At 73.0% G+C, this 12,599-nt stretch carries 7 protein-coding genes; all 7 read left to right on the top strand.

Annotation, left to right across the window (positions count from 1 at the left end):
* Positions 1–128: 128 nt before the first annotated feature.
* The 7 genes from IE252_RS30355 to IE252_RS30325 all read left to right on the top strand — a co-directional run bounded on the left by IE252_RS30355 (position 129) and on the right by IE252_RS30325 (position 12,552).
* Positions 129–854, top strand: a complete 726-nt coding sequence (locus IE252_RS30355) for a small secreted protein (RefSeq protein ID WP_190092618.1) — start codon at positions 129–131, stop codon at positions 852–854.
* Positions 855–966: 112 nt separating this feature from the next.
* The gene (locus IE252_RS30350; RefSeq protein WP_190092617.1) at positions 967–2,490 is read left to right on the top strand and encodes a DUF7059 domain-containing protein; all 1,524 of its coding nucleotides are present in this window, start codon (positions 967–969) and stop codon (positions 2,488–2,490) included.
* 276 nt (positions 2,491–2,766) lie between these two features.
* Positions 2,767–2,982 (top strand): hypothetical protein, encoded by a 216-nt coding sequence (locus IE252_RS30345; protein ID WP_229848867.1) that lies wholly within the window; start codon positions 2,767–2,769, stop codon positions 2,980–2,982.
* A 248-nt stretch (positions 2,983–3,230) separates the two neighbouring features.
* Positions 3,231–6,038, top strand: coding sequence for a type I DNA topoisomerase (topA, locus tag IE252_RS30340; protein WP_190092616.1), 2,808 nt, complete (start codon positions 3,231–3,233; stop codon positions 6,036–6,038).
* A 234-nt stretch (positions 6,039–6,272) separates the two neighbouring features.
* Complete coding sequence (tmk, locus tag IE252_RS30335) at positions 6,273–9,575, top strand: dTMP kinase (protein WP_190092615.1); 3,303 nt, start codon at positions 6,273–6,275, stop codon at positions 9,573–9,575.
* 102 nt (positions 9,576–9,677) lie between these two features.
* Positions 9,678–10,883, top strand: a complete 1,206-nt coding sequence (locus IE252_RS30330) for a DNA polymerase III subunit delta' (protein WP_190092614.1) — start codon at positions 9,678–9,680, stop codon at positions 10,881–10,883.
* A 118-nt stretch (positions 10,884–11,001) separates the two neighbouring features.
* On the top strand, positions 11,002–12,552 hold the full coding sequence (locus tag IE252_RS30325; protein ID WP_190092613.1) for an alpha/beta hydrolase: 1,551 nt from the start codon (positions 11,002–11,004) through the stop codon (positions 12,550–12,552).
* Positions 12,553–12,599 lie beyond the last annotated feature (47 nt).

Below are 12,599 nucleotides of genomic sequence, written 5' to 3'. Positions count from 1 at the left end.
TGGTCGTGAGCCTTGTCTCCCTTGGTGCAAATGGCTCCAAAAGCGAGCAGATCCGGCGTAGGGCACGCGGTTGTCGCCCACTTGGCGTGTATGTTCCGGGGCCGAGAGCCTTGGAAGGGACCGATCCGGTGAACAAGAAGCTTGCGGCCGCACTGTCCGGCGGCGCGGTACTGGTGCTCGCACTGTCGGGTTGCAGCAGCGACGACTCGGACAAGAAGGTGAAGGACTGGGCCAAGACCTTCTGCGACCAGGCCCAGCCGCAGATCAAGAAGATCACGGACGCCAACGCGGCCATCGAGAAGCAGACGGCCGACGAGAGCAAGCCGGTTGACGTCCAGAAGACGGACTCGGCTGCCTTCCAGCAGATCTCCGACGCGTACAAGTCGCTTGCCGACAGCCTCAACAAGGCCGGTGTCCCGCCCGTCAAGGACGGCGACAAGACCCAGCAGGAGGCCGCCAAGGAGCTGACGGCGTCCTCCGCCTCGTACGCCGACCTCAAGAAGAAGGTCGACGCGCTCGACACCGGTGACCAGGCGAAGTTCGCCGACGGCCTCAAGGGCGTCGCCGACCAGCTGAACACCATCAGCAAGAGCAGCGACGACGCCCTCAAGAAGCTGGAGTCCGGCGACCTCGGCAAGGCGATGCAGAAGCAGCCCGGCTGCCAGAAGCAGACCGCCTCCTCGGCGTCGCCCGCCGCCGGTGGCGATGCCTCCAAGCAGGCGTCCCCCTCGGGCTCCGCCTCCCGGGGCGCGAAGCCCTCGGAGTCCGCGAAGCCTTCCGGATCCGGCAAGCCCTCGGAGTCGGCGAAGCCGTCCGACTCGGCCAAGCCGTCGTCCTCGGCGAGCGGCGAGTAGCCCCTACTCCGTAGGGGCAACGCCGTCGCGCGGACGCCCTCTCGTACGGCCCGGACCCCGTGTGGGTGCCGGGCCGTGGGTGTTTGTCAGTGCCAGCCGCCACAATGGCGGGGTGAGTACGACCAGTGTTTCCGCCAGCCCGCCCGCCGGCCTGCCCGTGCCCGACCGCGCCGCCGCGATCCGCGACGCCCTGCTCGCGGCCGAGTTCACCGCCGACGGCCTGCTCGACCTGCTCGGCGCGCCCGCCTACGCCGCGCTGGCCCGCAGCGAGACCGTGCCCGCCCTGCGGGCCACCCGCGGCGGCTCGCCGCTCGACACGCTCGTACGGCTGTTCCTGCTCCAGCAGCCCGTGGCGTACGAGCGCGCCAGAGCAGCCCTGCCGGGCGACGAGGCCCTGGAGGACGGCTGGCTCACCCGGACGGGCGACGAGGTGCGCGCCGCGGTTGACGTGCGCCCGTACGGCGGCCCGGAGGGCCAGGACTGGTTCATCGTCTCCGACCTCGGCTGCGCGGTCGGCGGGGCGGGCGGCGCGAGCGGCCGCGACGAGGGCATGGTCCTCGGGGTCGGCGGCGCGTCCACCACGCTCGCCGGGCTCACCGTCCGCACCCCGGTGGCCACCGCCCTCGACCTCGGCACCGGCTCCGGCATCCAGGCGCTGCACGCGGCGCAGCACGCGACCCGGGTCACCGCCACCGACCTGAACCCGCGCGCGCTCGCCTTCACCCGCCTCACCCTCGCCCTGTCCGGCGCGCCCGAGGCGGAGCTGCGCGAGGGCTCGCTCTACGAGCCGGTGGGCTCCGGGACGTACGACCTGATCGTGTCCAACCCGCCGTTCGTCATCTCGCCGGGCGCCCGGCTGACGTACCGGGACGGCGGCATGGGCGGGGACGACCTGTGCCGCACGCTCGTCCAGCAGGCGGGAGCCCGGCTGAACGAGGGGGGATACGCGCAGTTCCTCGCCAACTGGCAGCACGTGGAGGGCGAGGAGTGGCAGGAGCGGCTGCGCTCGTGGGTGCCGCGCGGCTGCGACGCCTGGATCGTGCAGCGCGAGGTCCAGGACGTCACCCAGTACGCGGAGCTGTGGCTGCGGGACGCCGGGGACCACCGCACCGACCCCGAGGCCTACGCGGAGCGGTACGGGGCGTGGCTCGACGAGTTCGAGGCGCGCAGGACCAAGGCGGTCGGCTTCGGCTGGATCACGCTGTTCAAGTCGGGCTCCGAGGAGCCGTCGATCACCGTCGAGGAGTGGCCGCACCCGGTCGAGCAGCCGCTCGGCGAGACCGTCCGGGCCCACTTCGCCCGGCAGGAGTATCTGCGGACGCACGACGACGCGGCCCTGCTCGCCGACCGGTTCCGCCTCGCCGACGAGGTGGTGCAGGAGCAGGTCGGGCTGCCGGGCGCCGAGGACCCGGAGCACGTGGTGCTGCGGCAGAACCGGGGCATGCGCCGGGCCACCACCGTGGACACGGTCGGCGCGGGCTTCGCGGGCGTCTGCGACGGCCAGTTGGACGCGGGCCGGATCCTCGACGCCATCGCGCAGCTGATCGGCGAGGACCCGGTCCAGCTGCGCGACCGCACCCCGGAGTCGATCCGGATGCTGGTCGGCCAGGGCTTCCTGGAGCCGGTCGGCGAGTGACGCGTGCGCCCCGGAGCCGCCGCCGGGACGGCCGCGCGCGAAGGGGCCGCGTACGACAGGTGAGGTAGGGGCGCTCCCGCATCCGGCGGGGGCGGCCCGGCGGTGGGCGTCGGGTGCGGGCAGGGAAAACAAGGGTGTGAATTCGGCCAACCCCGCTGCCCACCACCGCGCACCCCGCCCCAACACGCCCGTCCGCCCGCCGCTGGGCCGGATGGAGGTGTGGTCGTTCACCTGGAGTTCGCCTCGACTCCTCCCGCGAGTGCCAGGATCCGCGCCATGAACGGGATGGGTGGGGCGGAGGTCGGTCCGGCCGTGTTCGCGGGGACGGTTTTCGTACTGTTCGGGAGCGCGCTGCTGCTGTGGACGGGGGTGCGCGTGCGGCACCGGGCGCCGGTGGCGGACGGGGCGGGGCTGGTGGCCTCGGCGGCGCTGGCCGTCTTCTTCGGCGCGGTCTTCCTGGTCGCCGGGGTGTGGTGCTTCACACGCCTGTGAGTCCAGGCGATCTTGTGGCGCCGCGCCGAGCCCTTCGGGCTCGTGCCCAGGTCGGCGCTGGGACGAAACGCTTTTCAGAACGTTCTGGGACGGTCCAGGCGGCAGACTCGCCGTAAGTCGGGTTACCGTTCGAGTGGCCGCTGCGGGCTTTTGCTGTTTGACACGGGGGCGGGTTGTACCGTCACACTCCGCAGCGACCGTACAGCTCGTACGTGCCACCCGAGTGCCGACCGGAGAGAAGAGCGAAGTTGTCCCCGACCAGCGAGACCGCAAAGGGCGGCCGCCGACTCGTCATCGTCGAGTCTCCTGCCAAGGCGAAGACGATCAAGGGCTACCTCGGCCCCGGTTATGTCGTCGAGGCGAGTGTCGGGCACATCCGCGACCTCCCGAACGGCGCCGCCGAGGTGCCCGACAAGTACACCGGCGAGGTGCGCCGCCTCGGTGTGGACGTCGAACACGACTTCCAGCCCATCTATGTCGTCAACGCCGACAAGAAGGCCCAGGTCAGGAAGCTCAAGGAGCTGCTGGCCGAGTCCGACGAACTCTTCCTCGCCACCGATGAGGACCGCGAGGGCGAAGCCATCGCGTGGCACCTGCAGGAAGTCCTGAAGCCCAAGGTCCCGGTCCACCGGATGGTCTTCCACGAGATCACCAAGGACGCCATCCGGGACGCCGTCGCCAACCCGCGCGAGCTCAACCAGCGCATGGTCGACGCCCAGGAGACCCGCCGCATCCTCGACCGCCTCTACGGCTACGAGGTCTCGCCGGTCCTGTGGAAGAAGGTCATGCCGAGGCTCTCGGCGGGCCGCGTCCAGTCGGTGGCGACCCGGCTCGTGGTGGAGCGGGAACGCGAGCGCATCGCTTTTCGTTCTGCTGAGTACTGGGACCTGACCGGGACGTTCTCCACCGGCCGGGCGGGCGACGCCTCCGACCCGTCCTCGCTGGTGGCACGGCTCGCGACGGTCGACGGCCGCCGAGTGGCACAGGGCCGCGACTTCGGTCCCGACGGACAACTGAAGAGCGACGTCCTCCACCTCGACGAGGCCAACGCCAGGGCGCTGGCGGCCGCCCTCGCCGACTCGGCCTTCGCCGTGCGTTCGGTGGAGTCCAAGCCGTACCGCCGCTCGCCGTACGCCCCGTTCCGTACGACGACGCTCCAGCAGGAGGCCTCCCGCAAGCTCGGCTTCGGGGCCAAGGCCACCATGCAGGTCGCCCAGAAGCTGTACGAGAACGGCTTCATCACCTATATGCGTACGGACTCCACCACGCTCTCCGAGACCGCGGTCTCGGCGGCCCGTGCGCAGGTCACGCAGTTGTACGGCGCCGACTACCTCCCGGAGAAGCCGCGTACGTACGCCGGGAAGGTCAAGAACGCGCAGGAGGCGCACGAGGCGATCCGCCCGTCGGGTGATCGTTTCCGCACTCCGGCGGAGACCGGTCTGACCGGCGACCAGTTCCGGCTCTACGAGCTGATCTGGAAGCGGACGGTCGCGTCCCAGATGAAGGACGCGGTCGGCAACTCCGTCACCGTGAAGATCGCGGGCCGGGCGAGCGACGGGCGGGACGCGGAGTTCACCGCGTCCGGCAAGACGATCACCTTCCACGGCTTCATGAAGGCCTACGTCGAGGGCGCCGACGACCCGAACGCGGAGCTGGACGACCGCGAGCGGCGGCTGCCCCAGGTCGCCGAGGGCGACGCGCTGTCGGCCGAGGAGATCACCGCGGACGGCCACGCGACCAAGCCGCCGGCCAGGTACACCGAGGCCTCGCTGGTCAAGGAGCTGGAAGAGCGCGAGATCGGCCGTCCTTCGACGTACGCGTCGATCATCGGCACGATCCTCGACCGCGGCTACGTCTTCAAGAAGGGCACGGCGCTGGTCCCGTCGTTCCTGAGCTTCGCCGTGGTCAACCTGCTGGAGAAGCACTTCGGCCGGCTCGTCGACTACGACTTCACCGCGCGCATGGAGGACGACCTCGACCGCATCGCGCGGGGCGAGGCCCAGTCGGTGCCGTGGCTGAAGCGCTTCTACTTCGGTGAGGGCGAGGCCGGTGCGGCCGGTGCGGCCTCCGACGCCGGGAACGGCGACGGGGACCACCTCGGCGGTCTGAAGGAGCTGGTCACGGACCTCGGCGCGATCGACGCGCGCGAGATCTCCTCGTTCCCCGTGGGGAACGGGATCGTGCTGCGGGTCGGCCGCTACGGGCCGTACATCGAGCGCGGTGAGAAGGACGCCGAGGGCCACCAGCGCGCCGACGTGCCGGAGGACCTGGCGCCCGACGAGCTGACGGTGGAGCACGCGGAGGAGCTGCTGGCCAAGCCGAGCGGCGACTTCGAGCTGGGCACGGACCCGGTGAGCGGCAACCAGATCGTGGCGAAGGACGGCCGCTACGGGCCGTACGTCACCGAGATCCTGCCGGAGGGCACCCCGAAGACGGGCAAGAACGCGGTGAAGCCGCGGACGGCCTCGCTCTTCAAGTCGATGGCCCTGGACACGGTCACGCTCGACGACGCCCTGAAGCTGATGTCGCTGCCGCGCGTGGTGGGCGCCGACGCCGAGGGCGTCGAGATCACCGCGCAGAACGGGCGGTACGGGCCGTACCTGAAGAAGGGCACGGACTCGCGTTCGCTGGAGTCGGAGGACCAGCTCTTCTCCATCACTCTGGACGAGGCGCTGGCGATCTACGCGCAGCCGAAGGCGCGCGGGCGTGCGGCGGCCAAGCCGCCGCTCAAGGAGCTGGGCACCGACCCGGTCAGCGAGCGGCCGGTCGTCGTGAAGGACGGGCGCTTCGGGCCGTACGTCACGGACGGCGAGACCAACGCGACCCTGCGGACCGGGGACAGCGTGGAGGACATCACTCCCGAGCGGGGTTACGAGCTGCTCGCGGAGAAGCGCGCCAAGGGGCCTGCCAAGAAGACGGCGAAGAAGGCCGTGGCTAAGAAGGCGCCCGCGAAGAAGACCGCGGCGAAGAAGACTGCCGCTAAGAAGACTGCGGCTGCGGTGAAGAAGGCTCCGGCCAAGAAGACGGCCGCCAAGAAGACTGCGGCGGCCGAGTAGTAGGGCGGGGTGCGGCGGGTCCGGGGTGCGTTCGTTGCCCCGGGCCGGGGTGCCGCTGTGCCCACCCTCCCCCAAGCTCTTAAGGAGCAGGGGGGGACCCCCATCGCCCTAGCGGCACGATTGCCCACAGCTGGGTAGCACTGTTGCCCACAGCTGGGTAGGTAGGCCGTAGGTCGCCGCCCGTATGTTCGGGCGGGGCCTCGAGGATCTGGGCGCTCCGGATAGGCTGGGCGGATGACGCGAGCCGAGCATCCCCAGAGCTCCGAAGGCGTAGGGGGGACCCCCACGGTCGTGAGCCCCATCTCCGACGCCCTAGCCGCCGACTCACGCGAGCGTGCCGTACGGGCCCTGTTGCGCATCCCGCCGCTGAGGCGGCTGTGGAGCGCGCAGTTCGTCGGCGGGATCGGCGACGCCCTGGCCGTCCTCGTCCTCCTGCTCCTCGCACTCCAAGCGGCGGTCTCCGAGGACGCCCTCGGCGGCGGCTACCGGGGCGCGGCCTTCGCCGTCGCCGCGGTGCTCGGCGCCCGGGTCCTCGCGACGTTCCTGTTCGGGGCGGTGCTGCTCGGACCCGTCTCCGCGCTGACCGCGCCCAGCGGTCCGCTGGACCGGCGCTGGACGATGGTCGGGGCGGACGGCGTACGCGCCGCGCTGCTGATCGTCGCGCCGCTGTGGATCGACTGGACCCCCGACAACGCGCTGGTCTTCCTGCTGGCCACGGCCTTCGTGGCCGGGGTCGCCGAGCGGTTCTGGACGGTGTGCAAGGAGAGCGCGGCGCCCGCGCTGCTGCCCGCGCCCCCGCTGGAGGGCGCCGCCGTGCGCCCGCTGCCGGACCATCTGGACGCGCTGCGGCGCCTGTCGCTGCGGACGACGTTCGCGTCCGTGCCGACGGCCGCCGCCGCCCTGCTGGTGGCCGCGCTCGTGAGCAAGGGCCTCGGCAAGGGCATCGACTGGTTCTCGCTGCACCAGGCCGCGCTCGGCTCGTACGTGGCGGCCGGGCTGTTCGCCGCGTCCGTCTCGGTCCTGGCGATGCTCGAACTTCCGGACTCCCAGACTCCGCGCGCCCGCTCGCCGCTGGAGGGCCTGCGCAGGCCCTCCACCGGCGCCGGTCCCGACAAGGGGCGTACGGGCGCGGTCCCGCTGCTCGTGCTGGCCTGCGGGGCCGTCGCGGGCGCCATCGCGTCGGCGGTCGCCGTGGCCGTACTGCACGCGGCGGACCTCGGCGGCGGGCCCGCGGCGTTCGCGCTGCTGGTCCTCGCGCTGGTCGGCGGCACGGGCGCGGGCATCCGCACCGCGCCCAAGGTCCTGCCCGTGCTCTCCCGGCGGCGGCTGCTCTCGCTGGCCATCGCCGTCACCGGCGTCGCGCTGCTGGCCATGGGCCTGGTGCCGGACACCGCGACCGTCCTGTTCATCGCGCTGCTCGCCGGTGTCGCCGCCGGTGTCGCCGCGAACAGCGGACACACGCTGGTCGACCAGGAGACCGAGGAGTACCGCCGGGCCCGCACCACCGACCACCTCCAGGCGGTCGTACGGGTCGCGATCGGCCTCGGCGCGATCCTCGCCCCGCTGGTCGCCGCCGCGATCGGCCCGCACCGGCTCGCCGGTGACGGATTCGTCTTCGCGCACGGCGGCGCCGGCTTCACGCTGATGCTGGTCGGCGCGCTGCTGCTGCCGGTCGCCGCGGTCGTCCTGGCCAAGACCGACGACCGGCAGGGCGTGCCGCTGCGGCGCGATCTGCGGGACGCGGTGCGCGGCGCCGACCCGGTCCAGGCCCCGGCCCCGACCGGCTTCTTCATCGCCCTTGAGGGCGGCGACGGCGCCGGAAAGTCCACCCAGGCGCAGGCGCTGGCCGAGTGGATCAGGGCCAAGGGCCACGAGGTCGTGGTGACCCGTGAGCCGGGCGCGACCCCGGTGGGCAAGCGGCTGCGCTCGATCCTGCTCGACGTCTCCAGCGCCGGGCTCTCCAACCGTGCGGAGGCCTTGCTGTACGCGGCGGACCGCGCCGAGCACATCGACTCCCTGGTCCGCCCCGCCCTGGAGCGCGGCGCGATCGTCATCTCGGACCGCTACATCGACTCCTCCGTCGCCTACCAGGGCGCCGGACGCGATCTGTCGCCGACCGAGATCGCCCGGATCAACCGCTGGGCGACCGGCGGTCTCGTACCGCACCTGACCGTGCTGCTCGACGTGGCGCCGGAGACCGCGCGGGAGCGGTTCACGGAGGCGCCGGACCGGCTGGAGTCGGAGCCGCCCGAGTTCCACGCGCGCGTGCGGGCCGGGTTCCTCACCCTGGCGGCCGCCGACCCGTCCCGCTACCTGGTGGTGGACGCGGGCCAGGAGCCCGAGGCCGTCACCACGGTCGTCCGCCACCGGCTCGACCAGATGCTGCCGCTCTCCGAGGCCGAGGTGAAGGCCCAGGAGGAGGCGCGCAAGGCGGCCGAGGAGGAGGCCCGGCGCAAGGCCGAGGAAGAGGCCGCGCGCAAGGCCGAGGAGGAGCGCCTGGAGCGCGAGCGCCAGGCGCAGCTCGCCAAGCTGCGCGCCGAGGAGGAAGAGCGCAAGCGGCGCGAGCTGGAGGAGGCGCGCCGCCGCGAGGAGGAGCGCCAGGCGGAGGAGGCCCGGCTGCGGGCCGAGGAGGCCAGGCGCCTCGCCGAGGAGGAGCGCGTACGGCGCGAGGCGGAGGCCAAGGCCGCCGCGGCCGAGCAGGAGCGGCTGCGCAAGCAGGCCGAGGAGCAGGCCAAGCTGCGCGCCGAGGCCGAGGAGCGCCGGCTGGAGAAGCAGCGCAGGGCCGAGGAGGCGCTGCGGAGGGCGGAGGAGGCCCGCCGTCTCGCGGAGGCGGCGAGCGCGGCGGCCGCGGCTGCGGCGACGGCTTCGACCGCTGTGGCTTCTCCGTCCGCCCCCGTGGCTTCTCCTTCCGCCCCCGCCCAGGGCCCGGAGGACACTTCGGCCACGCGCGCGAAGCGGAAGCCCGAGGCCGAGTCGGCCTCCGAGGTGACGGTGCCCACGCCCGTCCTGAAGCCGGATGCCCGGCCCGAGGTGAGCCCCGACGAGATCACCCAGGAAGTCCCGGTGCCGGGCGCGGACGCCCCCCGCCGGGCCGAGCCGGGTCCGGCCGCCGCCGAAACCACGGTGCTGCCGCAGGTCCCGGCCGAGGCCGCCGAGACGACGGTGCTGCCGCCCGTGCGGGACGCGGACGAGACGACCGTGCTGCCTCCCGTACGGGAAGGGGCGCGGGACGCCGACGAGACGGCGGTCCTGCCACCCGTGCGCGACGGGGACCGGTTCCCGCCCGGGCTCTTCCGGGACGAGCGGGAGCAGGAGGCCGAGCGGCCGAACGAGCGGACGCGGGAGCTGCCGCAGGTGAACCCCGACCAGTTGGGCGCCGAGCCCGGGGCCGCAGCGGAGCCGAAGCGGGGGCGTCGGCCCCGGCGGCGTTCGGACTGGGCCGAGGAGACCCCGCTGGACGATCTGCCCTCGCTCGCCGACGAGCTGCTCGGGCCGCACGCCGACGACGATGACGACCGCCGGGGCCGCCGCCGCTGACCTGCGGGAAGGCCGCGCCGGACGGGATTGTCCGACCCCTCCCTCACAATGGGGTCGTAGCGGGGACGTACGGGGCGGAACAGAGCGCGGAGGCGGTGACCCATGACGGTGTGGGACGACCTGGTCGGCCAGGACCGGGTGCAGGAGCAGCTGGCCGCTGCCGCGCGCGACGCCGACGCGCAGGTGACCGCGGTCTCGGCGGGCGAGCCCGTCGCGGACGCGTCGAAGATGACGCACGCGTGGCTGTTCACCGGCCCGCCCGGCTCGGGCCGGGCCACGGCCGCGCGCGCGTTCGCCGCCGCGCTCCAGTGCGTCAGCCCCGACCGGGCGCTGGGCGGGCAGCCCGGCTGCGGGTTCTGCGACGGCTGCCACACCACGCTGGTCGGCACGCACGCGGACGTGGAGATCGTCCGCACCGACCTGCTCTCCATCGGCGTCAAGGAGACCCGCGAGCTCGTCCGGCGCGCCCAGCTGTCGCCCGCCGTCGGCCGCTGGCAGGTGATCGTCCTGGAGGACGCCGACCGGCTGACCGAGGGCGCGGGCAACGTGCTCCTGAAGGCCGTGGAGGAGCCCGCGCCGCGCACGGTGTGGCTGTTGTGCGCGCCGTCGCTAGAGGACGTGCTGCCGACGATCCGGTCCCGCTGCCGCCATCTGACGCTGCGCACGCCCCCGGTCGAGGCCGTCGCCGACGTGCTGATCCGCCGTGACGGCATCCCCCCGGAGACCGCGCTGGCCGCCGCCCGCGCCACCCAGGGGCACATCGGCCGGGCACGCCGCCTGGCCACCGACGACCGCGCGCGCGCCCGCCGCGCCGCCGTGCTGAAGGTGCCGCTCCGCGTCGAGGACGTGGGCGGCTGCCTCAAGGCCGCCCAGGAGCTGGTCGACACCGCCGCCGAGGACGCCAAGCAGCTCGCGGAAGAGGTCGACGTCAAGGAGACCGAGGACCTGAAGGCGGCGCTCGGCGCCCAGGCCGGAGGCCGTATGCCGCGCGGCACCGCCGGGGCGATGAAGGAGCTGGAGGACCGCCAGAAGCGCCGCAAGACGCGTACGCAGCGGGACAGCCTGGACCTCGCCCTCACCGAGCTCACCGGCTTCTACCGCGACGTCCTGGCGCTCCAGCTCGGCTCCGGCATCGCGCTGGCGAACGAGGAGGTGCGGGACGCGGTGGACCGCATCGCGCGCGCCTCCGCACCCGAGGGCACCCTGCGCCGGATAGAGGCGGTCCTCGCCTGCCGCGAGGCACTGGACCGCAATGTGGCACCGCTGCTCGCGGTGGAGGCGATGACGATGGCGCTGCGGGCGGGCTGAGCCGACCGGCGCCCCCGGGCAGCATCCCCTGTGCTCCCGGTTGACCGCCTCACTCGTACGAGCCGTCGTCCACCCGCCAACAGGGCACGTGCCGTCACTCCCCGGTTACGCTCCGGGGATGGACTCCAGGCGCCTGCTCCGTTCCTCCGCCCTCGCCGTCGCGACCGCCGGGCTGCTCGCCTCCGGATGCTCGTCCGGCAGCTCGTCCACCACCGCGACGGCGTCCACCACCTCGGCGGCGGGCGCCCAGCAGTCGGCCGCCCTGCGCCCGTACTACCAGCAGAAGCTGACCTGGCGGGCGTGCGGCGTACCGGGCTTCGAGTGCTCCACCATGAAGGCGCCGCTGGACTACGACAAGCCGACGGGCACCTCCATCAACCTGGCGGTGGCCCGCAAGAAGGCCACCGGCCCGGGCAAGCGGATCGGTTCGCTCCTGGTCAACCCGGGCGGCCCGGGCGGCACGGCCGTCGGCTACCTCCAGCAGTACGCGGGCCTCGGCTACCCCGCCCCGGTCCGGGCCCGGTACGACATGGTGGCCGTCGACCCGCGCGGGGTGGCCCGCAGCGAGCCCGTCGAATGCCTGACGAGCCAGGAGATGGACGCGTACACCCAGGTCGACCAGACCCCGGACGACGCCGCCGAGAAGACGGCGCTCGCGACCTCCTTCGAGAACTTCGCGAAGGGCTGCGAGAAGCACTCCGGCAAGGTGCTGCCGCACGTCTCCACCGTCGAGGCGGCCCGTGACATGGACATCCTGCGTCAGCTCCTCGGCGACGAGAAGCTGTACTACTTCGGCGCCTCCTACGGCACGTTCCTGGGCGCGACCTACGCCGAGCTGTTCCCGGACCGCACCGGGCGCCTGGTCCTGGACGGTGCGATGGACCCGTCCCTGCCCGCGCTGGAGATGAACCGCGACCAGACGGCGGGCTTCGAGACGGCGTTCCAGTCCTTCGCTGCGGACTGTGTCGGGCGCAAGGAGAAGGACTGCCCGCTGGGCACGACGTCGGTCGCGGATGCGTCGAACCGGCTGAAGAAGTTCTTCACCGACCTCGACGCGAAGCCGATCGAGACCGGCGAGACCCGCAAGCTGGGCGAGGCGCTCGCCACGACCGGCGTGATCGCCGCGATGTACGACGAGACGACCTGGCCCGAGCTGCGCACCGGCCTCACGCGCGCGATGCACGGCGACGGCGGTGGCCTGCTGACCCTCGCCGACTCGTACTACGAACGGGACGCGGAGGGGAAGTACGCGAACCTGATGTACGCCAACGCGGCCGTGAACTGCCTCGACCTGCCCCCCTCCTTCTCCGGCCCCGGCGCGGTCGACGCCGCGCTCCCCTCCTTCGAGAAGGCCTCCCCGGTCTTCGGCCAGGGCTTCGCCTGGGCCGCCCTGAACTGCGCGTACTGGCCGGTCAGGGCCACCGGCGCCCCGCACCGCATCGAGGCGAAGGGCGCGGCCCCGATCGTGGTGGTCGGCACCACCCGCGACCCGGCCACCCCCTACAAGTGGGCCGAGTCCCTCGCCTCCCAGCTGGCCTCGGGCAGGCTCCTCACGTACGAGGGCGACGGCCACACGGCGTACGGCCGGGGCAGCGACTGCATCGACACCGCGATCAACACGTACCTCCTGGAGGGCACGCCCCCGCCCGCCGACAAGAAGTGCACCTGAGCTGCGGGAGTCTCTCGAACAGGGGTGGTCGGGAGCACCCCCGGAAA

The organism is Streptomyces melanogenes, assembly GCF_014649795.1.
GTDB lineage: Bacteria > Actinomycetota > Actinomycetes > Streptomycetales > Streptomycetaceae > Streptomyces > Streptomyces noboritoensis.
Note: the sequence above shows the minus strand (reverse complement) of the source record. Positions and strands in the feature narration are given on the sequence as shown.